Raw genomic sequence first — 25,000 nt, 5'->3', positions numbered from 1 at the left:
TAATGATTGAATTCTAGGTCCTATAAGATGAGTATCTTTCCTAGTGATTATAACTTAGCCAGGAAGGATTCCACGTTGATAATGGCTCGTTTATGTTGAGCCTGGCCAATCTTTTCTTCTCCTTCCCAAGCTTGAATGTCATAAGTCAAAATTCGCTTATTTTGTTCCACTAATTGAGCTTGGATACGAACTTCTTGACCTATCTTAGTTGCTTTTAAATGGTTTAACTGAACTTCGATTCCCACCGTCGACTCCCCTGGCTGACAGTGAGTCTGTCCTTCTTCCTGGGCTAGCTGCTCCATAAAAGCTAACAGAGTTGGTGTGGATAAAACAGCTAACATACCCGAACCAATCTGATCGGCTCCATGTTCTTTTTTAACGATAAAGGTTTTCTCCATGTTTTCCCTCCTGAACTTGCATTCGTTTCAACAAATCACGATTTAATAGCGACTTACTGACAACTTTACTATCGGCTTTGTGAAATTCTTTATTGAAATAATCATAGTAACTGCCTGGTGTCATAATCCCCGCAAAGGCCAAAATATCGATACCTGTTTGCTGTAACAAGTAGTCGACGAACATTACGCAATTGCTTCCTAAGACAAAATAAGTCTTAAAGAGTCCTTGTTTAAATTTATAAAGAGCGATTGAACTGCGCTGACTAAAGATGCCGACGAAGGTGGCCAATTGCTTCACTGAAGCTAACTCAAAATTATCCAGTTGACTCAGCAAATGTTCAATTTGTTGACTTAATACAACTTCTTCTTGAGCGCTTAACTGAATTCCGAAAGAAATCATCGTAATTCGGCGACTAGTCATAAAGTCAATATAGGCCTGGCGATCGGCAACTAGTACGACCCCATCGCCGATCATTTCAAAGAATTTACGTGAATCGGCATCGTGGTTACCGTATGAATACACCTTCCCTTGGAAGGCAATATCGGCATGACCAAAGCGATCGAAACCATAAGGACTGGTATGAATAAAGACCTCAACTTGCCCCGTCTCACCAAACTTGCTTTGACTCTGGAAAGCCTGCAAGATCTCTGGTTGCTTGCTTTGATCTTTGGCCAAGAATTGCTGGATCTTGTATTGCAACTGATAAGGCATCAAGACGGTCAACAACAAAGGTAATGGGGTCCGCACGAAACGGTTCTGATAAGTAAGTCCCCAACGTTTAGAAAAATATTGACTATCATAGAAGAAATTTAAGGCTAAGAGCAAGAGATAGAGCATAAACCGCCATAAAGTATGGTCAATCCGATTCGAAAGAAATAGGCTGGCTACGGCAAAAGCCAAATGCAAAAGTGTATTTACCAATTGACTCCATTGATTTCTTGCCTGATCACGCCAATTCAGAAAATAATCAAGTCCACCAATCAGCCCCATCACTAATTGATAGAGTCCTAACAAGATGGCGAAAGAGAGCGGAACAAACTTTAATTGCGTGATTAAAGCTAAGCCTAAAGCAAGTTCGATGAGACCGACAACCAGAGGATGACGCCATAGAGGCTTGACCTGCCCTTGCTTTGCTTGCTTGCGAGTTTGAACATAATTATATAATTGCCAAAGTCCCAAGCAAAGTAAAACTAAGGCCAAGACTAGAGCGCCGCCGACAATCACCTTAATCCGCCAGATATATAAAGCAATCACTAGGCCGATTAAAAGACAGCCTGTAAATAAATTCATCGATTGAAACCGTCGATGGTTAAAATCGGTCATCGCTCTCATCCTCTAATCAATGTAATTATTGTTGAGCCTTTAATAAAGATTCAAATTCATTCAATCTTTCTTCAAAGACATCCAGAGTCGCATCAATATATTCAGCCTGAGTCATATCCAAGCCCGCCTCAATCATCGTTTCGATTGGGTAGTCTTTATTTCCTGATTTCAAGAAGTTTAAATAACGGTCGCGAGCTTCTTGATCTCCTGAGAGAATACGTTGGGCAAAAGCAGTCGCCGCTGAGAAACCAATCGAATATTGGAAGACATAGTAGTTATAGTAGAAGTGTGGAATTCGCGCCCATTCTAGGGCAATTTCTGAATCAGAATTCACCGCATCACCATAATATTTCTCATTAATTGCTTGATATTCTTTTGATAAGAACTCAGCGGTTAATGGCGTTCCCGCTGCATCTTCTTGATACATCAGATGTTCGAACTCAGCAAACTGGGTTTGACGATAAACTGTCGACTTCACGCCGTCTAAGAAATGATTCAAGATATACAATTGAATATTCACGTCTTGATATTTTTCTAAAAGATAGGCGGTCAATAAGTTCTCGTTAGTTGTTGAAGCGATTTCGGCTAAGAAAATTGAATAATGACTATAAACATAATCTTGATGTTGATTGGTCAAGTAAGAATGTAGACTATGACCCATTTCATGGATTAAGGTATAAAGAGAGTCAATCCCCTCTTGGAAATTCATTAAGATATAAGGTTTGCTATCGTAAGATCCGCTTGAGTAGGCTCCAGAACGTTTCCCTTTGTTCTCATAAACATCAATCCATTTTTCATCGAAGGATGCTTGGACAATTTCAAGATAATCTTCGCCCATTGGTTTCAGTGCTTCCAGTACAATCGCTTGGGCTTCTTCATAATTAAATTTAATCGGTGGTTCTCCTAACAGAGGCGTAAACATATCATACATTTCTAAGTCTTGGAGTTTCAATAAATCACGGCGCAATTTGACATAACGGTGCAATAAATCCAACCGTTGATTTACACTATTGACCAAAGTGTCATACACAGATTCCGGCACATTATTAGCAAACAGAGAAGCTTGACGCGCAGAATCAAATTTACGAATCTTCGCTTCAAAGTTATTCTTCTTAATCTCTGTCCCTAATATGGAAGCAAAGGTATTTCTAAATTGATGGTACACTTTATAGAAGGATTGGAAAGTTTGCCGACGTAGGTCGCGGTCAGAAGACTCTAGTAATTTAATAAAGTTACCATGAGTAATTTGGATTTCTTGGCCATCTTTGTCGGTCACCTTCGGAAACTCAAGGTCTGCGTTATTTAAATAAGAGAACGTTTGGGCATTTCCAGCAAAGAATTGTCCACCCTGAGCCAGAATTTGTTCGATTTCAGCCGACAAGGTATGAGCCTTGAAACGACGTAAGTCATCAAGATATTGTTGATACGGTGCAAGACCTGGTTCTTCAGCCATAAATTGATCTAAGGTTGCTTGGTCCATGGCTAATAATTCCGGACGTAGATAGGCACTCGCTGCCATCGCATCGCTGTAAAGAGCAGAAACCCGAGCAAACAAATCTTGATATTTAGCATCGGCTTGATCTTGGTCATTCTTTAAATGCCCATATACATAAAGATTAGACAAAGTACGCTCCATCTTCAAATAGGCTTCGATCGCTGCCAATAATTTCTGAGCACTCTGATTGAGTTGACCTTCAAATGATTTAACCTGATCAATTTCAGTTTGACTCGCTTTGAGTTCAGCTTCGAAAGCTTCGTCATTAGCAAACATGGACGTTAAATCCCAATGAAATTCAGGATTGGATGCTTGTCTAGTCTGTAATTCAGTCATAATAATTCCTCCAATATATTATTCTTGCCTCTATATTCTACCATATTATTATGATGATGCTATTATCATGATTTTATCTTCATTCATCTATTTTATTATCCCTTAAATAATGAATAGTAGCTTGAATCAAGGCCTCCTTGACTGAATGTCGAATCAAGGGTAAATCAGCATACTTTAGCGACCCTTTCTTCTCTAGAAAATCTAGGTAGTCGGCTAAGCAGTGAATCAATGTGGCAGAATCCATGGCTTGAAGTGCTCTCGCAATCCAGGTCCAATATAGCCAAGCAGGCGAATCAATAAAAATAGGCAACGGCGCCGAAAAAATCCACTCGGGAAGTTGTGCTAAATTGATACCTAACTGGTAGAGGTCATGAAGATAAGGTCGATAAGTCTGACTTGTTAAGATTGCCTGTACTTTGCGTTGATGATAAATGGGTGTTGGCTTTTTTGTAACAACAGGTCTTTTAATTTTATTATGACGGGTAAAGCTCGAAAGATGACATAGGTAGATGGCGGGCAAATTAAATAGACCTGGCTTAACCTGATCAAAAATAAATCCATTCTGACCTAAGCACTCAATAAAAAGTTGCTGACGCCTTTCATCCCAGCACAGATGGTAATACCCTAGCGTTGGATCGAAATGAATCATGTTTTTGCTAAATTGGGAGTGAGTTGAACCCGCCTTTTTCTTTTCCATAATCCAATAAATCGTATTGTCCTGACTTAAATAAGCTTGTTGTCTATGCGCTAATATGGAAGAAGGAATGGGACTTTTTTGATATTCGATAATCCAAGTCTGACCATTCAAAGTGAGCCAAACATCGGCAAATTGTTGAATACTCGCCTCATAATGTTCACTTTCAGCTTGAAAACCTCTTTGTCTAAAATAATTTACATAATACTTCTTAAAGGCACGATGAGCTTCTGTTTCACTATCTTTGCTGATGTCTAATTTTTGATCGATTCTTGCTTGGCATGGCCAACGATGGGCAAAAAAATGCCGGCCCAATTTACTTTCTTTAATGATTAAAGTTTGTTGGCAGCGCGGACAAAAAAATGCTGAACCCGATTCTTGATAAGCTCGTTCTGCACTGATATATTGACTGTCATGATCCAAAGCAAAACGCATAAAAAAAGCCCTCCTCATCTACTAAATAGTAGATAAGGAAGGCAAATCCGACGATTTAATTAGAAATCTTCAGCAAAGAATTCAATTGCATCCTCTTGACGAATCAATTGACCATGTTCTTGGAGGACTTGTGGCGTTGTTTTGTCAAGTTCACCATATTCTAACAAGGTCCAAAGCGGATGGTTATAGGCCAAGTCAGACAAATTCAATCCTTGTTCAAGACCTAGCGATAGATAATAGGCACCTTGCATGGCGTAGAGGGTCGAACTAATTTCTGATTCTTTAATGCTTCGAGCTGCTCTTAGAAAAGCCTCTAAAGAATTAAAACGAATCCGTTGATAAGAAGCGACCTTGCTCCGATCTTCTTTGATGACCTTCTTTCTGGCCGAAGAATCCTTCAAGCTGTGGTCTTCTTGGACCGCCCGTTTCTTACGCTCTAACAAACGTTGGCTAATTTCATCTTCCCAGATCGATTCCATCTCTTCAAAGTTATTGCGGCTTATATATAATTCGAGGCCATCCTTATTGGGCATGACTTGGAATGTTACAGCTTCCGATTCTTGGAAATGCTGATCCACATCTACTTCTTCCAAGATAGAATAAAAGAATTTCTCGATACTTGACTGATCACCAATCAAATCTAAGAAGTTAATCCCTCTCTCAGCGAGATCGTTGGTGTCAATGAGAACCTTGATAAGATTTTCGTTAATATGTTCCATTTCCATATCGGTCACCTCCTTATGACTACTCTTATTATAGGCTACTTTACTTGAAAAACCAATTATTTCATACAATAATATGGATTCTAGCAAATGCCTCTGACTTTAGCAAGATAGAATTAAAAATTAAAAAAACCAGTCATTCGACTGGCCTAGTATACTACAATATTACTCATTCACAAGCATCCGCGCACGTTGAAGTTCACGAGCCCGAACTTCACGAGGAAGGAAGCGGCGAATTTCATCTTCGTTATAACCAATTTGTAGACGTTTATCATCTAAAAGAATTGGTCGACGTAAGATACCGGGTTGGTCTTTCACCAATCCAAAGAAATCATTTAACGGTAATTCACTTAATTCAACATCTAATTCTGAATAAGCTTTCGAACGCGTTGATACAATGTCCTCTGTACCATTTTCAGTCATTTGCAGAATAGATTTAATTTCGGTTTCTGTTAATGGCTCAGTAAAAATATTTCGTTCTTCGTATGGAATCTCATGCTCTTCTAACCAGGCACGAGCTTTGCGACATGACGTACAGCTTGGTGTAATAAATAATGTTACCATAAAGGATCATTCCTTTCGTTACAATCACCGTAACCTGAAAAGCTATAATCAAGATGAGGTGATAATACATTCGACACTTTAGCTTTAGATTTCGCGTTCTCAACCGCTAATATATTCCATTGTTGTAAAGAAGAGATATCTCTACGACTAATATTATAACATGGGCTAAAGACTGTGGCAATTTAATTTTTGAATTTTGTCACATTGACAGTAGCGCATTGATTCGTTCAACTTTTCACGAAACACTTTGTATTAAAACTGAATATATCTTTGTCCTATTATTAAAATAGGTTATAATGGGCTTATTAGTACGTGCAAAGAAAGAGGCAAAAGAATGTCAAAAGCAAAAATTTTCTCTGGTGTTCAACCTTCAGGTATCCCTACCCTGGGTAATTATATAGGGGCCATGAAAGGCTTCGTAGAATTACAAAGTCAATATGATGCCACTTATTGTGTGGTTAACCAACATGCGATTACGGTCGCTCAAGAACCAGACAAATTAAAAACCATGACCCGGCAATTGGCTGCCCTATATATCGCTCTAGGAATCGACCCTAATCAAGCCACCATCTTCGTTCAATCTGATGTCGCCGCCCATGCTCAAATCGCCTGGATTATTCAATGTTTGACCCCGCTTGGTGAATTAGAACGCATGACCCAGTACAAAGACAAAGCCGCCAAACAAGTTGCGGTAAATGCTGGCCTGCTTGCTTATCCAACCTTAATGGTCGGCGATATTGTACTTTATGACGCTGAATATGTTCCCGTCGGTGATGACCAACGTCAGCATATTGAATTAACCCGAAATTTCGTCGATCGCTTCAATAATAAGTTTGGCGATAATTTATTGGTCAAGCCTGAACCGATCTATCCGCAACACGGAGCTCGAGTCATGAGCTTACAAGATCCAACCAGCAAGATGAGTAAGTCGGATACCAACCCTAAAGCTTATATCAGTCTGCTAGATACACCCAAACAAATCCTTAAGAAAATCAAAGGTGCAGTCACCGATTCGATTGGTGAAGTTCACTATGATCCAGAAAATCAAGCTGCCGTGTCTAACTTATTACAAATTTATTCTAGCTTAAGCCAGCAGCCCGTAGAACAACTGGTTAACCAGTATCAAGGCCAAGGTTATGGTCAATTTAAAACTGACTTAGCCGACCTAGTGATCAGCCATATTGAACCGGTGCAAGAACGTTACCAACAATTGATTGAAAGCCCAGACTTAAATAATATTCTCCATGAAGGCGCCCAAAAAGCTCGTCAACAAGCAGAACAAACCCTCGCTCGAGTAGAAAAAGCAATTGGTCTTTATTATCAATTTGTGACCAGCGTCGATTAAAAACCATAGCCAATTCATCGACATCATTTTTTTGAAAAACATAAATGAATGAACTCAAAAAATCTACTAGCCGTCCTTGATGAAATTCAAGGAATGACTAGTAGATTGAATGAGATCGAGTTCAACTTATGGCGGATGGTCAGACAGTCAAGGTGTGTATTGTGGAAGATATAATAGAACTTATTTCACAAAATAGCCTGGACTGCACTCGCTTTCCAAAAATTTTAATAAAAAATTATTTTTCTGCAGCTTCTTTTTGTAACTTTGCCTGACATTCTGGACACAATCCATGCAATTCAATGTTTGAGTGAAAGACTTGATAACCCGTTTGTTGCTCGGCTGCTTCAGCTATCGGTGCCACATCGTTAAAGTTCACATCGGCAATCTTGCCACACTCGACACAGATAATATGATAATGTTGGTGATGGTTATAATCATAGCGACTAGTTACCCCATTGAATTTCATTTCATCAACCAAGCCCGCTTTAACCAACACATTCAAATTATTATAAATGGTCGCTAAACTCATATTCCCATAACGTTGAGTAATGGCTTTATATATCTCATCAACGGTTGGGTGATCTTGAGTATCTATTAAATATTCAATAATCGCTTGTCGCTGAGGAGTTATACGGATATTTCTTTCTTTTAAATACTTGACTGCATCGTGTAAGGAATGTTGATGCATATTCATCCTCCCCTTTTCACTTGTATTATAACATTAGATAGGTAAAAAGTATAAAAATAATAAGCAAAATAAATGTAATTCCCGGCCAACTTTGCTAATATATTAAAGATAAATATATGCGATAAGGAGTCGATGCCATGAGAATCGGCGCACGTGTTCTAAAAACAGGACTAGCCATTACTCTTTCGATCTTTCTTTCAATTTTTTTAATTCCTGAGAATTCAGCAGTGATGGCTGCTATTGCTGCCGTAACGACTACTGCACCTACCGTTAAGAAATCCTTTGAAATGTTCAATCGGCGTATCCTAGCCAATATTATTGGTGGAGTGGTCGCCGTGCTGGTGCTGATGATTCTGGGTAACCATCCGATTATGGTCGGTGTGGCCGCGGTTTTCTTAATTAGTATCTTAAATATCTTAAATCTGGGTGATGTACTTACCTTGGCTGTGATTACCTTGGTTGCGATTATGTCCTCAGATGCCAACGATTTATACTTATCAGCTTTTTATCGGGTGATTGAAACGATTATCGGCGTCACGGTATCGTTCCTAGTCAACTCGCTCATTTATCCACCGCGCTATGATGAGAAATTCTATGACATGGTGATTGAGTTAAATAATGAACTCATTGTGTTAATGCGAGCAGCCTTGCGTAAGAATATTCCTTTTACCATCATGGAGAAGGATTTATCTTGGGCTCATCGGGCGAGTGCAGAACTCAAGGACTTGTTTGATATGATTCACGAGGAAGTCATCTTTCCTAGATCCAAACGGATTCAGATTGGTCGCAAATTGGTTATTTATCGGCATTTCTTAGCAACTACTCAAGCCTGTGTCCATTTGTTGGAAATGTTCCATAAACATGATCATGTCTATAAAACCTTCCCCAAGGATCTGCAAATTCTAGTGCGTGAACGACTTGAATTATTACTTAATGGACATGAACAGATTCTTTTGAAATTTCATGGTCGAATTCCAGCCGAACAAGTTAATTTTATGGCCGTCGATAAAAATTATCGGCATAATTATATCCAGCAATTCTATCAGCAAATGTTAACTGAGTTGGAAAGAGATGATGCAGTTTATGATGCTGAGATTAATGGGATTGCTCATATGATGTCAGCGATCTACCTCTACGAAGAAAAAATTTATGCCTTAAATCATATTATGACGATCTATCGACAACGCTATGATCAAGAAGTGACGCATAATAAAGTTTAAATGTTAGCTAAAAGTTTGCCTATACCATTTTAATTAGATGACTAATTTGAAAATTAAATTCTAAATTATAAAAAACATTCCATACGAATCTTGATACTTGCAAGAGACCGTCCTCCAAAGCGATTGCTTTTCCGGACTAGATCTACTAGACAAGGTCTAACCGACAAGTCGGTAACGCCTTGTAAGCTGCGTAGATCTTCTTAAATCTTGCGAGTATCCTTGATTCGTATTTTATTTTTATTTAAATTTATCATTCATGTTTACTTATTTAACATAATAGTTTGGCAAACTTTTTTCCTTTATCATCCAAATATGATAATAGATCGTAATATGAATTAAGTTCGGTCACTAAAGCGATTGCTTTCCGTACTAGATCTACTAGACAAGGTCTAACCGACGAGTCGGTAAGGCCTTGTAAGCTGCGTAGATCTTCTTATTCTTGCGAGTCACACAAATTCTTTTTTATTTTTTAGGATATCTTTATTTTGAATGCGTAGTCTGTATTAACCAGCTGTCAAAAGATGATTTAAGTCAGGTCAAAGAATGAAAATGAACTTGAATACTGTCTTCAGCTTATTTTCATAAGCTCCAGACTTACTTTAGGCCTCACTTCCCGTAAGCCGAAGGCTTCAAGGGAATAATGTGGGTAAAGTATTCTGGATCCGATGGTTTTTCATCTCTCATGTAGAACCTAAGGCAAACTTTTATTTCCCTTTATCATCCAAATATGATAATAAATCGTAATATGAATTAAGACCGGTCGCCGAAGCGATTGCTTTTTATGCCTTGGTCTTTTAAACAAATTTCAACTGACAAAGAGGAAAGCTTCTGTCTGCTACCTAGATTTTCTTATTATTTGCGAGCTTAACCTACTCGTTTATATGTTAAAACAACCGCGTTGACGTTGGTCTTCGCGGTTTCTTTATTGATGTCTTTAGAATACAATGACTGGCCAGCCATAATCGACAATATCATAGACTTGGCTCATGACATCGAGTGGCGTATTGACACAGCCTAAGGATCCCGATTGTTGGTAGGTGCTACCACCAAAGGTGCTTTGCCAGATGGCGTCGTGGATTCCTTGGGCCTGGTTATCAAAGGCAATCCAATATTTGACCGGTTGGACATAATCCCGTTGGGTATGAGGATTATAGCCTTTGAGATTCGTATCTTGTTCCATATTCCAAACTTGGTAGGCTCCGGGAATGGTTTCAGTCCCAATTTTCCCCGAAACAATCGGAGTCTGTATGACTAACTTCCCTTCTTGATAAATCAGCATCATCTGGTTGGCTAGATCGACTTCGACATAGGAATTTCCAATCGCTTCTGTTGGATCCATCTGGTAGCCCTTGCCGACAATAACCGGTTCTCGTTCGATATTCTTGCCTTCTTTTAGAATCTGGATGATAGCTTCAGATTCTTGGTCTGCATCGATATACCAGCCAAAGGTTCCCGGTTGAATCGTCACTTCTCCTTGATAAGTGGAGTGAAATTGTCGCGGTTGGAAACGTGCTGTATATTCTTCATTCAGATTAAAGATATAATCTTTAATAGCTTCTTGATCGTAAATAATATCACCTTGCTCATCTAAACTGATCCAAGATTGGATCTTCTCCTGAGGAATGGTCAAGGAATTCCCGTCAAATACATGAGTTATTTTAAGTTGAACGAGATTCTGATAGGCGTCTAATTGAGCTTGCATAGCCTGGGAATCTTTCTTAACCTTAGGTTGAATATATGCTTGTTTCAAATCGACTTGCAAAGACCCTGTATTTAAGTTTTGATTGATGGTCGTTTGCAGACTGGCGGGCGATATTTGTTGACCATACTTCTCAGCTTGGACACTAACTTTTTGTTGATCGTCCATCACCATGATGGCATCTTGGGCAGCTGGTCGTTGCTCATTGTTGATTGCCAATTTAGACAGCAATTCGATTAAAGAGTTTTCTTGATAAGTTATCGCCGTTTCGGCCCCTTCAATGGTCTGTTTATAAAACAGATGAAACGGCCATAAAAAAGGATTTTGTTGTTTTAATGCTTGGTCGATGGCTGCACTCGCATCTACTGTTGGACTCAGCTGACCCAATCGGAGGCTACCATATTGCTGGCCATTTTCCTGCAGATCAATGACCATATCCGTTAATTTCGATTTGATCTTCTGTTCAGCAGCTGGTCGGTTTAATTCTGAAACATTCACATTCGCAAAATATGTACGAGGCAATAAGTGTCCCTGATAGAACATGACGCCAGCCCCATAAATCAACAAGATTAAACCCAATAAGCCGACAAGCCAAGGTTTTCTCATTAAATTTCGAGCTGAGGGGCGTTTAAACTGACGCCAACTATCGGAAGTCTTGCTTCTAAATTTAGCCAACAACCTTTGGAATGATGGTAATGAATTTCTCATGGTTAGCCTCCTTTCTTGGGATTTCTATGATAATATTATACTATAAAGAATGGGCTGAATATAGCAAAAGGGAGATGACCACGTTAGTCATCCCCTAGCCCAATAAAATTGAATATACTTTTGTATATCCAAGTGAAATTATAACATAAGTTAGAAAATTAGTATATAAAATGAGTGTTTCATTATTATGTCAACAAAAAAATAAATATAGAAAGGATTTATCCATGTCGTCCTTAGCTGATAACTATCGCCACTTGAAAGAACGAATTCAACAAATCAGTCAACAATACCAGCAAAAGACGCCAACCCTCATCTGTGTCAGCAAGACAGCCAATCTTGACCAGATGGAAGAATTATATCAATTAGGGGTTCGTGACTTTGCTGAGAATCGCCCTCAAGTCTTTCAAGATAAATATCAACATTTCGCTCATTCGGATGTCATATGGCACTATATTGGTAGCCTGCAACGACGCCCCGTTAAGGATATCATTAATCAAGTCGACTATTTTCACGCCCTCGATCGCCTCAAATTGGCCAAAGAAATTCAAAAGCGTGCTGACCGGCCGATTAAATCCTTTGTTCAAGTTAATATTTCTGGCGAAGCCAGCAAGAGTGGCCTAAATCCTCATGAACTCGTTGACTTTCTCAATGCTATCAAAGATTTTGATAAGATTCTGCCGATTGGCTTAATGACCATGGCTCCTAAAGGAGCAAGTACGGAAAGCTGTCTGGAAATCTTTCAAGCCTTGAGAAATTTGCGAGATCAAATCCAACAAAACGACCCGAGCCAAAGCTCACTTACTGAATTAAGTATGGGGATGTCGGCAGACTTTGTTCCTGCCATTCAAGCTGGTACTAGCTTCCTTAGAATCGGTTCGGCTTTCTTCGCTGAATAGCAATCTTAAATAAATTCTGGAGTATTCGAGGTGTCCACGATGAAATCGACCAAGTTCATTGCCTATCCCTGTGCTTATCTATTAATTCTAGCTTTAATTTATTTATACGAGGGAACCTTCATCCCGATTGTCGATTTAGCCTGGGCCTTAATCCTTCAAGCAAGCTATTTTTGGTTAAAAGATAGCCCCTTATTAGATCAGCTGGCTAGTTTGGGGACTTTCATCAAAAAACGTCCCTTATTGCTAACACTGATTCTATTTCTTGCTTTAAGCCTTTATCTACCGTATGTTTATCTCTTCGTTGCCTGTTTATTTCTAGATGTGGACTCCCGTGCTAATAATTTCCCATACGCTCTCCTGCTAGTTTTTCTCGGTGGGCTTTGGCACTATCCTTTCGTCTTGGCGCTGTCAATCAGCCTTCTCTCTTTCCTCTTCGCCTTGATTTCCTTACAAACGGCGCTAATCAACGAAGAAGAACGACGGGCTTTTGAACAGATTAATCGTTTAAGATGGTTGAACCGACAGCTCAAGGGACGGCAAGATCAATTGCTGCGCCTGCAAGACGATATCGAGAGTCAAACCATCATCTGTGAACGGCGCCGTATCACCAAAGAAATTCATGATTTATTAGGTCATCAGCTTTCAGCGAGTATTATTCAATTGGGCGCCCTAGAAATGATTATTCATGATCCACTGATTACAGATAAGATTCAGCACATTAACCAAACTTTACAGACCTCGATGGCCAATGTCCGCTCGATTATTCATGCGCAGCATGCCCAAAGTATCGATTTGGACCGTGAACTTCAACAGCTCATTGCAGACTATCCTGAATATCATATCCATTATCATTACCAAGTCGATAGTCCACTCGATAGTCAAGTTAGCCACCACTTGTTAGCCATCAGTCGAGAATGCCTGACTAATATTCGTAAACATGCCCAAGCTAGCCGGATTCAATTATTTATCCGTGAACTCAACCAACAAGTAACCTATTTAATTACCGACAATGGTCAAGGAAATCCGGCCAAGCAAACGAATCCCCCTGGAATTGGTTTAATCAATATTGAAGAACGGGTTGATCAGATGGGAGGTCAACTTTATATCAATCAACAAGCCGGCTTCCGTGTATTTATTAGTATCCCCCTTAGAAAGGAGTTCGAAACTTATGAAGATTCTCCTCGTTGATGATGATCCCTTGGTAACCAGTGGCCTAAAAACCATTATTGAAATCGCCAGTCAAGAAGATACTGACTCGATGAAGATTGTGGCTATTGGGCAGAACGGCCAAGAAGCCATTGATCTATTCCAGCAAACTCGGCCCGATTTGATATTAATGGATATCAGGATGCCGTTAATGAATGGGATAGAAGCTGGTGAGCAAATTCTTCAGCTAGACAATCAAGCTAAGATTATCTTCCTCACTACCTTTCAAGAAGATGATTATATTGTCAAAGCCCTGAAAATTGGGGCTCAAGGGTACTTATTAAAGACCGACTATCAAAGTCTGGTTCCAGCGCTTCGAGCGGTACAAGAAGGTCAGAGTGTCTTTGGTCGTGAAATTATGGCCAAGGTGCCCGACTTTATCTCCCGAGAAGCTGATAAAACTGGTCTTGAACAATCCACCCTCAATGCCAAAGAGCAAGAATTACTTTATTTGGTCGCTCAAGGACTTAATAATAAAGAAATTGCGGAAGTCATGCATTTCAGCGAAGGCACCGTACGTAATTATATTTCCCAGCTTTTAGAAAAATTAGACCTCCGTGATCGAACCCAGTTAGCCATCTATTATTACAAACAAAGCAAGTAAGCTTCATCATAAGCTTAAACAATTGAACATCATTCAAAGAATTAACAAAGTAAAACGACCTGCCCAGGAACACAGAATGCTGTCCTGAACAGGTCGTCTTTTTGGCTTTATACGTATTATTTTTCTCTAATTTTTTCACAAGAGATAGGAAAAATCAAAATTTGTAGCTTTGATGTTTTTTATCTGATCGAATCAATGATGACACTCTCCTAGCCTTCCTCAATAACATAGCTTTGCCTGCTTGGCCAATCCTTTTCTCGGCCCGATCTTGCGAGATAGATAAATAACAGGAGACTGAGAACGCTAAGCCCCACGCCGATCAGGAAGCCTTTGGGGTAATAAACCATTTCAACCTGATGTGTGCCCGGCGACATGCGGACGGCCAATAGAGCGTCCCAAACTTTCACTGGATTGACCGCCTTGCCATCAACTTTGACTTGCCAACCTTCATCATAAGGAATTGAAGTGAATAGCCATTGAGAATCTCCTTCCAGGGTTACTTGGCCTTTCACCTGATTATTGCCCCAAGAATCAATGCGCCAACCTTCAGCTTCTTTGCTCTTGAGCAGTTGATAAATCGCATCTCGGTCAAAACGGGCTAAATACAAGCGACTCAAGTCGACTTCTTTATCCGTCTTGAAGATCACTTCGAAACTTTGTTCTTGACCTTGTACTTGGTCAGCCAAATTAAAGAGCTGATCAGCCACAAATTTCTTGCGGATGGCTAACTTCTCCCCATTAATGGCAAAGGAGAAATCATCTTCTCGGGTCGATAAATCTAATGGCACGCTAGCAAAGTATGTGCCATTACTTTGTGGAATGAACTTCCAACGTAGGCGTCCTTCCTGACTTGAATCAATCCGTTGATAATACTTACGACCATTGACCTCGCGAACCTTAAGATTATCCATTTCCACAGTATTTGGAGCCATCAGCGTTGCATAGGCCTTATCCGACGGTGTCATGCTTTGCATGATTAATTCCTGATTTTGTACCGGCTGGTTAGCTTTCAATTCCAGACCAATCAACTGATCCGAAACGCCAAAACCGAGAGGTAAGCTGGCTGGAACCTGATAGGTCTCAAAGCGTTCTGTGGCACTGACAAAATTATCAGCCTGGGTCAGGTCTTTACGAGTGACATCATTGCCAAAGAAATAGGTTTTCTCGTTTAAGGCCGTGCTTCCAGTATCGTAAGGATGGTTCTGAATAAAATACTTAACCGCGAACAAACCGTCCGTCAGTGGCGTACCAATATAAGTTGTGGAAGCGTCTACCGCGTTTGAACCTAAATGCTCTAATAGTTTGCGCGTAGAGACTTCTAGACTTGAAGAGAAATGGGTTAAGCCTGGATAGTCGAACATCATGGGATCATTCTTCGACCGGGTAAATGACTTAGAAATTCGGTAGAAGTCTTGATGGTTAGGTCGAATGGGATCAATCGCTTCGTCAATTACTTGGACGGCATTTTGAAATTTATAAGCATCTGAATAATTAATTCGACCTTGAGAAATCACCGCGTTGGCGCCTAATTCACCCGCACTAATTAATAGCACCAGTAGCCACTGCCAAGAGCGGTTGCCAAGGAAATATAGCAGCAACCAGATGAGAATGAACAAAGCCGTTGATACATATTTTTGGCCCGACGTTAAGAAACTAAAGTCAAGTTGGAAAACATAGGCCTGCATCAAGAGAATCGCCGCTAAGCCAAATAACACCTGATAGGCTTTAAAGGAAGCATCCTTTAATCCGCGATAAGCTAGAAATACTAAAAAGAAAGCCAATAACCAAGAAAAGCGATAAAAGAAGCCGGCAGGATTTTGTCCCATATGCCAGAGTTTGGAAGTAAACTCATGAACGATTGAAACAAAAAAGACCAAAATGACAAAGAAGGCCGCTAACTTCTCTGACCAACGAATCTTGTCGGTCATGAAATAATACAGGGCACCGACTAAGCCAAGCGAGGCTACATAAATATTAGGCAAATTTGGGCCAAATGGCCAGGACTCCGAATCAAAGGCACCGATATTTAACTTGGCTAAGATATCTAAAGGCTCAATCTGTAATTCCCAAGCGAACTTTAGCGAGTTGGCGCCAGCTGCTTTCGATTCAATCAAGTTCAAGACATTGGGCACAAAGACGGCCGAAGTTAACAAGACAGCCAGAATAGAATAAAATGCTAGGCGACCAATAGGTGGTAGAATCTTTGGCAGATAGTCCCGCCATTTTTGCTCTTTTTTCTGCCATATTAAATAGAAGATACTATAAAGAACAATAAAAATACAGATCATATAGCCCATATAAAATTGAATAAATATCATAAAGGCTAGTAGCAGACAATACTTATAAGGTTTGCCACCGTCGAGCAACTCTTCTAAGCCAATTAGGATAAAGGGCAGCATCCACATGGCATCATAAAAAATTGGCACCATTTGATAAGAGACATTGTAGCCATTTAAGGTGTAGATCGTTGCCAAACTGATGGTTAAATATGGTGAATATTGTACAGCGCGATGGCGTTTAATTAAGAAGTAGGCCATAGCGAACCCAATCAGACCATAACGGAAAATCACTGTACAAAATACAGCTTCCACAATCATCGACGTCGGCAATAAAATATAAAACAGATTAAAAGGACTGAAAAGATAATAAGCCCAACTGCCGACCATATTTCCCCCAATGGATTTTGAGAAAGAATAAAAGAAAGCGGTAAAGTCGCCTGATAAGAGCGCCCTTTTTTGCGAGACATAGAGGTCGATAAACTGTTGGCTAAAGTCAATCGCCATCAGTGACTTATTTCCAAAAGGATAATAATCATTGATGACCCAGCCAATCAGCATAATTAGCATGGGCAGCAGGGTCGATCCGATTAGAATTTTATGCTTTCGGCTCAAGATGCTCAACCTCCTCCTTCAGATTACTCTCACTAATCAAGTAATGGGGACGGTGTTTAACCTCATAGAAGATCTTACCAATATATTCGCCTAAGACCCCTAAAGAAACCAACTGAACCCCACCAAAAAGGACCACCGTGAAAATTGTCGTGAAATAACCATCGACGGCTGTCTCTGGATTCATAATATAAGAAATTAACAACCAGAATAAATAAAGGCCACCAATCAAGATACAGCATAAGCCAAGATTAAAGACCAAACGCAATGGCTTGTCATTAAAAGAAAGAATACCATCAATAGCGTAATTCATAGATTTCTTGAAATTAAACTTGGTTTCGCCAGCTTCTCGTAAGACATTGTCATATTCAATCGTGGTCGACTTAAAACCAATCCAAGAAAACAAGCCCTTGGAGAAACGGTTGTATTCTTGTAGTGAGACCAAGGCATCCACTGCGCGCCGACTCAGAAGACGAAAGTCAGAAATCCCATCGGTTAAGGTCACATCCATCACATTATTGGCCACTTTGTAAAACATTTGGGCAAAGAAAGACGTCTTCATGTCGTCCCCTTCACGCGTCCGCTTGCCATTAACTAAGTCATAACCTTCTTGATACTTAGCCAACATCTTGGGAATCAAATGGGGAGGATTCTGTAAATCACCATCCATAATAATGACAGCATCCCCACGTGCATGCTCGAGACCAGCTAACATGGCCGCTTCCTTGCCGAAGTTCCGTGAGAAAGAAATATAACGAACCCGCGAATCAGACTGAGCAATCTTCCGCATCTTAGCCAGAGTTTGATCACGACTCCCATCATTCACGTATAATAATTCAACTTGAACAGGATCGAGTTTGTCTACTTCCTGGCTCAAGACCTGATGCGTCTTATCAATAACTTCTTCCTCATTATAAAAAGGAATCAAAATCGTCAATAACACAATGTCGCCCTCTTCCTAAGCTTGTTCAAAATAGATTTTCCGTGAAACAAAGTTAAAGGTCATTACAATTACACCGACTAAAATTTTAGCCAGCATTACTGGTAAATTCATAATATCGACCATTAAGTACATTCCCAGAATGGTAATACCCAGACCACACAAACTTAATACAAAAAAAGCAATAAATTCCTTATGTCGATCTTCATTGCCAAATTTACTTTGAAAGACAAATTTCATCGACAAATAATAATTATAGAAAGTCGCTACCACAAAAGCGATGGTGGCAGCAATCAGATGGTAGACGCCAAAATACTGATTGAGCACGTATAATATCCCCATATCTAACAGGGTGGCCGTTCCACCTACAAAGACAAATTTCATAATCTGTGCCTGTAACTTCTTAGACATCTCTACCCGTCTCCTATCATCTACAATAAGCTTTCATACTTGGCTATTATCTCATAGATTAGACGAAAAATCTTGCAAAGCTAACCTTAATTTGTGGAATACCCTATCGTTTCTTCATTAAAAAAGCCACCATCAAAACAAAGTTTTGCATGGTGGTTGAATTTGGTAACAAACACTATTATGCTTTTCGATCTTTCATGAAGAATACAAGTCCTAATGCAGCTAAGACAAGTCCGACCATCATAGCCCAAGGGGTTGATTTTTCACCAGATTCTGGTAGCTCATTCTTGTCTGATTCGGTAGAGGTTTCCTTTGGCATGACCACGATTCCCGCCCGTTCGGTCGTCGTTGAGTCATTATTTACTTGACTTTATTCGGAAGCAACAGAAGACGTAGTGCTAGTTCCTGATTGATCTATAGTGGTAATCACAACTCCAGGAATGCTTATTTCTTCTTCAGTTGTTGTCCCAAGTGAAGTCGTGTTTGTTGGGTCTTCTGTCATAATCGTTGAAGCTTCCGTCGTGGTTATCGTCGCCTCAGTTGTAGTTGTCGTAGAGTCAGTCATAGTCGTTACTTCCTCTGTCGTGATCGTTGATTCTTCCAGCGTCGTTGTCGTTGTCTCCGTCGTGGTCGTTACTTCTTCTGTGGTAGTCGTTGGAGCTTCGATCGTCGTCGTTACTTCCACGGTAGTTGTTGAAACTTCGGTCGTCGTTATTACTTCTTCCGTAGTCGACGACTCACTGGTGGTTGTTTGTTCTTCCGTCGTCGTTGTTGGTGCTTCCGTCGTAATCGTCGGATCAGGTGTATTTTCAATATCCACAGTAACTGGATCTTCTCCTACAAAGAAATATTGCAGAGATTCGTTTGGTAAATATCCCGGGGATGATTTAACCTCTTTTAGAATATAATCCCAATTTTTCGGTAAATTAAGTATTATTTGACCCAGTTCATCAGTCGTATATTGTCCTACATAGCTGATTCCATCTGTTGGAAGTTCTTCAGCTGATACATGTTGATAGAAATTATTTAGAATACTAGCATACCAAGAATTATTTCCTTGGAGTTTAATTTTCTCATTATCATCAGGATAATTGAATGAACCTGATCCCCCAGCTTCTTTATGCCAGATATACAATTCAAATACCGTATTTGGAATAGGCTTTTTGCTTATCGAATCGACTTTATTAATAGTTACACGTTGAGTCACCTCCGGATCCGGATCATTAGGTATTGAGATTTCTACATCTTTATCGCTAATCTCAACCTTATAAATTTGATCATTCATTTGATAACCGAACGGAGGAGATACTTCTTTAATATAGTAAGTCCCCGGCGAAAGATCAACATTAGTGACTCCCGTTTCAAATATCCATACCTCTTGATAAAGTTCAAATCCTTCAGGAATATCAGAAAGAACTTCTTGTGCAGTAACCTCAGAATAAACAGAGTCAATAAATTTAGTTAAAAATAGAATCCTATCTTTTTTAGTTGGTATATCTCTATCAGAATCTTGGGAATATAAATTTTTAGTGTAAATTTCCTCTTCTTTTCTTGGTCCATAAATTTCGAAAATCGCACCGGACAATAGTTGTTTGGTTATCGAATCATATTTCTTAATGGTTAAATTTTTAGGTTCCTTAATATTATTAACGATTAAATCAATTGAAAAATCTGATAAATAGAAATACTCTGGTTCAGAATTTAATTCGTATCCCGGGGCAGGTTTTACTTCTTTAAAAAAATACCATCTGTTTTGCGGCAAATCAATAATAATTTGACCTAATTCATTTGTTTTATAGCGACCGATATATTGTGCACCCTCCATTGGAGTATCTTGGGCATTTGCTTCTTGATAAAAACCATTAAGAATACTTGCATACCAAGGGGTATTTCCTTGAAGTTTTAACTCTTCATCTTGATTCGGATAAATAAATGAACCACTTCCACCACCTTCATCAAAATAAGAATATAAGTCAAACTCAACATTCGGAATCGGTTCTCCGGTCATTCTATCAATTTTTGTTAAGGTAACCGTTGAAAAATAATTTGGATCAGGATCGTTAGGAATCGAGATTTCTACATCTTGGTCACTAATCTCGATGGCATACACTTCTTCATTCAGCAAATACCCGATTGGGGAATAATTCTCTAAGATAATAGGTCCCGGGGGAAAGATAAGTAGTAAATTTCCCATTCTCATCAGTGTAAAAAGTATCTAATAGAATATTTCCGGCTGGAATATCTGCATTCGTTTCTTGCGCAAATACTTTTGCATACATTGAATCCATAAATTTCGTTAAAAATGGAATTGTTTCTTTTATTTTCGGTAAAGTGTCTTTGTGATTTGTCTCCAAAGAAGAATAAATTTCAGGCTCCAATCCATAAAGTTCAAATTGAGCACCAGATAAAGGGTATTTAGTTAATGAGCCGTATTTATAAACAGTTAACAGCTTTGGCTCTGTAGGAATAACATCCGATTCTGAAGATAATTCTTCATTAGAAGTTTCTGTCTGAGTTGCGGATTCTGTCTCAGTTTCCTCACTTGTTGCTTGATTATCCATGGTCGTATTTTCTGTACCTAGATTACTTTCACTATCTTGAGCTTTAATAATAGTTAAAGGTATAAACACCAAAGCCAATAACAAAATTATTCCCGACAAATATTTCCTAAGTTTATGACTAATTTTCATTATACTCCTCCTAATACTCCTTAAATTTCCTATAAGTTTCATCACAATTCGACAAAAAATTTCCTATTGCTAACCAACTTTATCAAAATTATAATACCAAAGAATTGATAAAGTCCATATAATTGTGTAAAAGACAAAAGGCCATGTAGCAGCCCTTTTTACGGTACAATGTTTTTAACCACAAAAACATACCCAGGAGGACTTTACATGACCCAAGTACATTTTACACTGAACAGCGAAGAGGTTCAAAACATTATTGAACGATCAGTTAATGATGATGTTTCTAAAAAGATTTTAACTACTGTTTTCAACCAATTGATGGAAAATCAACGAACAGAATATATTCAAGCCGATGCGTATGAACGTTCAAAAAGTCGGCAAAGTCAAAGAAACGGCTATTATGAGCGAGAATTTACTACTCGGGTAGGAACACTGGATTTAAAAGTGCCCAGAACTCGTGATGGTGAATTTTCACCGACGGTATTTGAACGTTATCAACGAAACGAACAGGCTCTGCTCGCCTCCATGTTGGAGATGTATGTCTCTGGTGTTTCTACACGTAAAGTTTCGAAAATTGTTGAGGAACTCTGTGGAAAATCTGTCTCAAAATCCTTTGTGTCCAGCCTGACAGAACAGTTAGACCCGATGGTCCACGAATGGCAAAACCGGTCACTCTCAGGTAGGAATTATCCTTGTGTGATGACTGATGTACTCTATTTAAAAGTCCGCGAGGACCACCGAGTACTCTCTAAAAGTTGTCATATCGCCATCGGAATAACCGAAGACGGCGAGCGTGAGGTTATTGGCTTCATGATTCAGAATGAAGAAAGTGAGGACACCTGGTCGATTTTCTTTGAATACCTCAAGGAACGCGGTTTACAAGGAACTGAACTCATTATTTCTGATGCCCATAAAGGATTAGTAACTGCGATTCGTAAGTCATTTACCAACGCTAGTTGGCAAAGATGCCAGATTCACTTCTTAAGGAATATCTTTACGACCATTCCTAAGAAAAATTCAAAACCTTTCAGAGAGGCTGTCAAAGCTATTTTTAAGTTTACGGATATCGACTTAGCCCGAGCGGCCAAAAATAGAATCGTTGATGACTATATCGAACAACCCAAATATAAAAAAAGCTTGCGAGAGCTTGGATAGTGGCTTTGAAGATGCCTTTCAATATACCGTCATCGGGAATGGCTACACCCGACTGAAAAGCACCAATCTTCTTGAACGATTGAACCAAGAAATCCGTAGAAGAGAAAAAATCATTCGTATCTTCCCCAATCGAGCTTCAGCCAATCGATTAATAGGTACTATTCTTATGGACATGCATGAAGAATGGCTTAGTTCGACAAGAAAGTATATTAAGTTTGATCAGTAAAAGACCGGTGAAACATTGTAATATATTTTACACAAGATTATGGACTTGACTAATGAATATGTAAACTATCATTATTTTTATTTAGGAATCCTCTACAATCAAAAAGACAAACCCTGACGATGAAATCCTACATCATCAAAGTTTGTCTTAAGTCTGAACAGCCCGAAGGCTGTTAGTTATTTATCTTCTATTCAAAAGTGACGGCTGTGCCGGTACAAGTCACCATCATCATGCCATTATCAGAGCCCAGCATGGAATAATCAAATTCAATGCCAATCACGGCTTCTGCGCCTAAATCTTTGGCTCGCATTTCCATTTCCATCATGGCTTCTTGGCGAGTTCGGATTAATTCTTCTTCATAGCCTTTTGACCGTCCACCAAAGACATTGCGCAATCCTGCTGAAAAATCCTTTAGAAAGTTAATCCCAGTAATCGATTCACCGAAGACAATTCCCTTGTATTCTTTAATACTGCGGTGTTCGACAGATGGTGTTGTAGTTAATAACATAGCCTCACTCCTTAGTTAAATTTACTATATTATGTCATGTTAACGATTTCTTAGAATCCACCCTAGGTCTGATTTTATTCTTCTTCGTGTTGATTCATCCAAGTGACTTGATGTTTTCTAGATAATCTGAGTACCTCTTGCATAAACTCTTCTAATAGAGGGGACAAATCAGGGTCTGACAAATAAGATTTGGCCTGTTCGATGACCTTTATTTCACGTTCTTCATCGAGAACTTCCATCCCTTGAGCTTGCTTAATGGCTGCAATTTCTTCGACAATCTTGATCCGTTCTTCCCACAAGCCGACCATTTGCTGATCGATTTGATTTATCTGCTGACGATAATCTTCAAACATGTTCTTCCCCCTTAAATTAAAACCATCCCTAATGGATAAGCGATGAAACTGACAATAAGAATGCTCCAAAACAAGAGCCACAAACCGAGAGTTAAACTTTGCCGACTATGAATCCAACCGCTACCGATTGAAATCGCCACATATGGCATGGCCGGTGGTGTCATCCAGGCCAAGGAAGCCATTAAACCGATGAGGCAGGCTAAGACATTTAAGTGAATGTCTTGCATGGCTGAACTGCCGATCAGACTGACTGCAACCGTCGTGACCATGGAGACGGTAACCAAATTCGACGACAAGTTGGTTTGTAGACCGGCCCAAACTACAAATAACAAAATGAATAGTAGGACGGGTAAACCTTGGAACCAAGTACTGAAAGTCTGATTAATCAAGTCGACCAGTCCCAATTCCGGACTCGCAATAATCGATCCCAAGCAGAGGGTCGCTGCAACCAACAAGAGACTTGGCCAATGAACACCTTTACTCATCGTTTGCGGAATATTCAGTAGTGGTTCACCATCGATTACAATCATTGCCATTAATATTGCAACCAATAATGGCGGAAAGACGATGCCAGCGTTTTTTATCATTAAACTAAATGCTGGCCAAAGCCCGGTCATCAACTCTGGCAAAATCCATAAAGCTACCATCAGTAAGAATAAAGCACCGACTATTTTTTCTCTGAGGGTCAGTCTACCCGTAACTTGAATACTTTTTATATCTGATATATGCATTTTATCAATTTTCAATGGGAAAACATAGCGCAAACTTAACAAAAGTACAGCAAAAATCAGCAAACCTGTAGGAATCCCTATTTGCATATATTGAAAGTTACTAATACCTTGACCACTAGCGGATTGATAAATCCCCATCGCCGTAATTGCAAAGACATGGTTAATCGGTGTCATGGCTGTGCCGATGGCTAAAGTAGCATACACTGCAAATAATAAATAAGCTGCTGAGGATTCACCCTTCTGCCAGTTAAATTGCTGACACAGTTCTTCATAAATCGGAAAGACAAACATAAATAAGACTGAAGGCGAGAATATCATGGCCAAAGCCAGAAAGACTAACAACATCACCCGAATAAATCGCCGGGGCTGCTCTTGGACCCAGGCTTGGTTCAAGGCCCAGGCGGTCAAACGACTAAGACAGCTAGTCTGATTCAAAGCAGCCGTCACAATAAAGGTTAGAAATAGAAAGACAAAAGTGCTATTACCAAAGGAAAGGCTGGCAATTTTGGCCAAATCGTAATCGCCAATAAATGACAAGGCCAATAAGGTGAGTAAACTGGGCCAATCCAGAGCAACAAACAACCATAACAATAAACTACCGATAAAAATACAGATCAGCGAGAATTGATCAGTGGTAAAATTTAGCCACTGCCAATCATAAACTTGAATCAAAAAGCTATTCAACAATAAACACAAAGAAAGAACCATCACGACTTTTTGAGATAATGAATAATACACTTTATCTTGATTTAATGACATGGCTA

Annotated in this window: 22 protein-coding genes and 1 pseudogene; 6 read left to right on the top strand and 17 right to left on the bottom strand. The window is 39.5% G+C overall.

All coding sequences use genetic code 11. From position 1 onward, the window contains the following. Nucleotides 1–47: 47 nt before the first annotated feature. From M0R79_RS02695 to spxA, 6 genes are all read right to left on the bottom strand, one after another. Nucleotides 48–398: a thioesterase family protein gene (locus tag M0R79_RS02695; RefSeq protein WP_248416535.1), complete on the bottom strand. Its 351-nt coding sequence runs from the start codon at nt 396–398 to the stop codon at nt 48–50. Further along, complete coding sequence (locus M0R79_RS02690) at nt 376–1,722, bottom strand: DUF308 domain-containing protein (protein WP_248416536.1); 1,347 nt, start codon at nt 1,720–1,722, stop codon at nt 376–378. The genes M0R79_RS02695 and M0R79_RS02690 overlap by 23 nt, the downstream gene beginning before the upstream one ends. 25 nt (nt 1,723–1,747) lie before the next feature. Further along, the gene (gene pepF / locus M0R79_RS02685) at nt 1,748–3,553 is read right to left on the bottom strand and encodes an oligoendopeptidase F (protein WP_248416537.1); all 1,806 of its coding nucleotides are present in this window, start codon (nt 3,551–3,553) and stop codon (nt 1,748–1,750) included. A 79-nt stretch (nt 3,554–3,632) separates the two neighbouring features. Then, the gene (locus M0R79_RS02680) at nt 3,633–4,682 is read right to left on the bottom strand and encodes a competence protein CoiA (protein WP_248416538.1); all 1,050 of its coding nucleotides are present in this window, start codon (nt 4,680–4,682) and stop codon (nt 3,633–3,635) included. A gap of 59 nt (nt 4,683–4,741) precedes the next feature. After that, nucleotides 4,742–5,407 carry an adaptor protein MecA gene (locus tag M0R79_RS02675; RefSeq protein ID WP_248416539.1) on the bottom strand — a complete coding sequence of 222 codons (666 nt, stop codon included), beginning with the start codon at nt 5,405–5,407 and terminating at the stop codon, nt 4,742–4,744. 162 nt (nt 5,408–5,569) lie between these two features. Next, complete coding sequence (gene spxA / locus M0R79_RS02670; protein ID WP_092572475.1) at nt 5,570–5,968, bottom strand: transcriptional regulator SpxA; 399 nt, start codon at nt 5,966–5,968, stop codon at nt 5,570–5,572. Between the two features lie 334 nt (nt 5,969–6,302). On the opposite strand from spxA, the gene trpS reads away from it, so the two are divergent. Further along, the gene (trpS, locus tag M0R79_RS02665) at nt 6,303–7,313 is read left to right on the top strand and encodes a tryptophan--tRNA ligase (RefSeq protein ID WP_248416540.1); all 1,011 of its coding nucleotides are present in this window, start codon (nt 6,303–6,305) and stop codon (nt 7,311–7,313) included. A 235-nt stretch (nt 7,314–7,548) separates the two neighbouring features. On the opposite strand, the gene M0R79_RS02660 is transcribed toward trpS, so the two are convergent. Continuing rightward, nucleotides 7,549–8,001: a Fur family transcriptional regulator gene (locus M0R79_RS02660; RefSeq protein ID WP_248416541.1), complete on the bottom strand. Its 453-nt coding sequence runs from the start codon at nt 7,999–8,001 to the stop codon at nt 7,549–7,551. Nucleotides 8,002–8,138: 137 nt separating this feature from the next. On the opposite strand from M0R79_RS02660, the gene M0R79_RS02655 reads away from it, so the two are divergent. Continuing rightward, nucleotides 8,139–9,221, top strand: coding sequence for an FUSC family protein (locus tag M0R79_RS02655; protein WP_248416542.1), 1,083 nt, complete (start codon nt 8,139–8,141; stop codon nt 9,219–9,221). A 934-nt stretch (nt 9,222–10,155) separates the two neighbouring features. Here M0R79_RS02655 and M0R79_RS02650 read toward each other — a convergent pair. Next, nucleotides 10,156–11,628: a L,D-transpeptidase family protein gene (locus tag M0R79_RS02650; RefSeq protein WP_248416543.1), complete on the bottom strand. Its 1,473-nt coding sequence runs from the start codon at nt 11,626–11,628 to the stop codon at nt 10,156–10,158. A gap of 170 nt (nt 11,629–11,798) precedes the next feature. Between M0R79_RS02650 and M0R79_RS02645 the strand changes: the two genes are divergently transcribed. The 3 genes from M0R79_RS02645 to M0R79_RS02635 are packed head-to-tail and all read left to right on the top strand — an operon-like array spanning nt 11,799 to nt 14,334. Then, nucleotides 11,799–12,524, top strand: a complete 726-nt coding sequence (locus M0R79_RS02645) for a YggS family pyridoxal phosphate-dependent enzyme (protein ID WP_259560948.1) — start codon at nt 11,799–11,801, stop codon at nt 12,522–12,524. 39 nt (nt 12,525–12,563) lie between these two features. After that, nucleotides 12,564–13,712, top strand: a complete 1,149-nt coding sequence (locus M0R79_RS02640; protein WP_248416544.1) for a sensor histidine kinase — start codon at nt 12,564–12,566, stop codon at nt 13,710–13,712. Continuing rightward, the gene (locus tag M0R79_RS02635; RefSeq protein ID WP_248416545.1) at nt 13,693–14,334 is read left to right on the top strand and encodes a response regulator; all 642 of its coding nucleotides are present in this window, start codon (nt 13,693–13,695) and stop codon (nt 14,332–14,334) included. Before M0R79_RS02640 ends, M0R79_RS02635 begins: the two co-directional genes overlap by 20 nt. 209 nt (nt 14,335–14,543) lie before the next feature. On the opposite strand, the gene M0R79_RS02630 is transcribed toward M0R79_RS02635, so the two are convergent. From M0R79_RS02630 to M0R79_RS02605, 6 genes are all read right to left on the bottom strand, one after another. Beyond that, nucleotides 14,544–17,225: a YfhO family protein gene (locus M0R79_RS02630; protein WP_248416546.1), complete on the bottom strand. Its 2,682-nt coding sequence runs from the start codon at nt 17,223–17,225 to the stop codon at nt 14,544–14,546. Next, nucleotides 17,209–18,165, bottom strand: a complete 957-nt coding sequence (gene pgfS, locus M0R79_RS02625) for a glycosyltransferase PgfS (protein WP_092572744.1) — start codon at nt 18,163–18,165, stop codon at nt 17,209–17,211. The genes M0R79_RS02630 and pgfS overlap by 17 nt, the downstream gene beginning before the upstream one ends. A 15-nt stretch (nt 18,166–18,180) precedes the next feature. After that, entirely contained in the window at nt 18,181–18,573 is a 393-nt protein-coding gene (locus tag M0R79_RS02620; protein WP_092572745.1) for a GtrA family protein, read from the bottom strand. Between the two features lie 178 nt (nt 18,574–18,751). Next, nucleotides 18,752–18,817 carry a hypothetical protein gene (locus tag M0R79_RS09340; RefSeq protein ID WP_375163577.1) on the bottom strand — a complete coding sequence of 22 codons (66 nt, stop codon included), beginning with the start codon at nt 18,815–18,817 and terminating at the stop codon, nt 18,752–18,754. Between the two features lie 126 nt (nt 18,818–18,943). Continuing rightward, nucleotides 18,944–20,767: an MSCRAMM family protein gene (locus M0R79_RS02610; protein ID WP_259560940.1), complete on the bottom strand. Its 1,824-nt coding sequence runs from the start codon at nt 20,765–20,767 to the stop codon at nt 18,944–18,946. Beyond that, nucleotides 20,688–21,263, bottom strand: a complete 576-nt coding sequence (locus M0R79_RS02605; protein ID WP_248416549.1) for a SpaA isopeptide-forming pilin-related protein — start codon at nt 21,261–21,263, stop codon at nt 20,688–20,690. The genes M0R79_RS02610 and M0R79_RS02605 overlap by 80 nt, the downstream gene beginning before the upstream one ends. 207 nt (nt 21,264–21,470) lie before the next feature. On the opposite strand from M0R79_RS02605, the pseudogene M0R79_RS02600 reads away from it, so the two are divergent. Continuing rightward, nucleotides 21,471–22,644 (top strand): annotated as a pseudogene (locus tag M0R79_RS02600) (IS256 family transposase). A gap of 187 nt (nt 22,645–22,831) precedes the next feature. Here the strand turns inward: M0R79_RS02600 and M0R79_RS02595 are convergent. The 3 genes from M0R79_RS02595 to M0R79_RS02585 all read right to left on the bottom strand — a co-directional run bounded on the left by M0R79_RS02595 (nt 22,832) and on the right by M0R79_RS02585 (nt 24,995). Beyond that, nucleotides 22,832–23,152, bottom strand: coding sequence for a heavy metal-binding domain-containing protein (locus M0R79_RS02595; protein ID WP_092572108.1), 321 nt, complete (start codon nt 23,150–23,152; stop codon nt 22,832–22,834). A 74-nt stretch (nt 23,153–23,226) separates the two neighbouring features. Next, nucleotides 23,227–23,505 carry a chorismate mutase gene (locus M0R79_RS02590; protein WP_092572106.1) on the bottom strand — a complete coding sequence of 93 codons (279 nt, stop codon included), beginning with the start codon at nt 23,503–23,505 and terminating at the stop codon, nt 23,227–23,229. A gap of 11 nt (nt 23,506–23,516) precedes the next feature. Then, complete coding sequence (locus M0R79_RS02585) at nt 23,517–24,995, bottom strand: SLC13 family permease (protein WP_248416550.1); 1,479 nt, start codon at nt 24,993–24,995, stop codon at nt 23,517–23,519. Nucleotides 24,996–25,000: the final 5 nt, after the last annotated feature.

The sequence above is a fragment of the Ignavigranum ruoffiae genome (genome assembly GCF_023195815.2).
Lineage (GTDB): Bacteria > Bacillota > Bacilli > Lactobacillales > Aerococcaceae > Ignavigranum > Ignavigranum ruoffiae.
Note: the sequence above shows the minus strand (reverse complement) of the source record. Positions and strands in the feature narration are given on the sequence as shown.

Excerpts from the sequence above, each read along its gene's own strand:
- M0R79_RS02695 (WP_248416535.1), bottom strand. The coding sequence starts at position 398 with ATGGAGAAAACCTTTATCGTTAAAAAAGAACATGGAGCCGATCAGATT.
- M0R79_RS02690 (WP_248416536.1), bottom strand. The coding sequence starts at position 1,722 with ATGACCGATTTTAACCATCGACGGTTTCAATCGATGAATTTATTTACA.
- pepF (WP_248416537.1), bottom strand. The coding sequence starts at position 3,553 with ATGACTGAATTACAGACTAGACAAGCATCCAATCCTGAATTTCATTGG.
- M0R79_RS02680 (WP_248416538.1), bottom strand. The coding sequence starts at position 4,682 with ATGCGTTTTGCTTTGGATCATGACAGTCAATATATCAGTGCAGAACGA.
- M0R79_RS02675 (WP_248416539.1), bottom strand. The coding sequence starts at position 5,407 with ATGGAAATGGAACATATTAACGAAAATCTTATCAAGGTTCTCATTGAC.
- spxA (WP_092572475.1), bottom strand. The coding sequence starts at position 5,968 with ATGGTAACATTATTTATTACACCAAGCTGTACGTCATGTCGCAAAGCT.
- trpS (WP_248416540.1), top strand. The coding sequence starts at position 6,303 with ATGTCAAAAGCAAAAATTTTCTCTGGTGTTCAACCTTCAGGTATCCCT.
- M0R79_RS02660 (WP_248416541.1), bottom strand. The coding sequence starts at position 8,001 with ATGCATCAACATTCCTTACACGATGCAGTCAAGTATTTAAAAGAAAGA.
- M0R79_RS02655 (WP_248416542.1), top strand. The coding sequence starts at position 8,139 with ATGAGAATCGGCGCACGTGTTCTAAAAACAGGACTAGCCATTACTCTT.
- M0R79_RS02650 (WP_248416543.1), bottom strand. The coding sequence starts at position 11,628 with ATGAGAAATTCATTACCATCATTCCAAAGGTTGTTGGCTAAATTTAGA.
- M0R79_RS02645 (WP_259560948.1), top strand. The coding sequence starts at position 11,799 with ATGAGTGTTTCATTATTATGTCAACAAAAAAATAAATATAGAAAGGAT.
- M0R79_RS02640 (WP_248416544.1), top strand. The coding sequence starts at position 12,564 with ATGAAATCGACCAAGTTCATTGCCTATCCCTGTGCTTATCTATTAATT.
- M0R79_RS02635 (WP_248416545.1), top strand. The coding sequence starts at position 13,693 with ATGAAGATTCTCCTCGTTGATGATGATCCCTTGGTAACCAGTGGCCTA.
- M0R79_RS02620 (WP_092572745.1), bottom strand. The coding sequence starts at position 18,573 with ATGTCTAAGAAGTTACAGGCACAGATTATGAAATTTGTCTTTGTAGGT.
- M0R79_RS02610 (WP_259560940.1), bottom strand. The coding sequence starts at position 20,767 with ATGGGAAATTTACTACTTATCTTTCCCCCGGGACCTATTATCTTAGAG.
- M0R79_RS02605 (WP_248416549.1), bottom strand. The coding sequence starts at position 21,263 with ATGAAAATTAGTCATAAACTTAGGAAATATTTGTCGGGAATAATTTTG.
- M0R79_RS02595 (WP_092572108.1), bottom strand. The coding sequence starts at position 23,152 with ATGTTATTAACTACAACACCATCTGTCGAACACCGCAGTATTAAAGAA.
- M0R79_RS02590 (WP_092572106.1), bottom strand. The coding sequence starts at position 23,505 with ATGTTTGAAGATTATCGTCAGCAGATAAATCAAATCGATCAGCAAATG.
- M0R79_RS02585 (WP_248416550.1), bottom strand. The coding sequence starts at position 24,995 with ATGTCATTAAATCAAGATAAAGTGTATTATTCATTATCTCAAAAAGTC.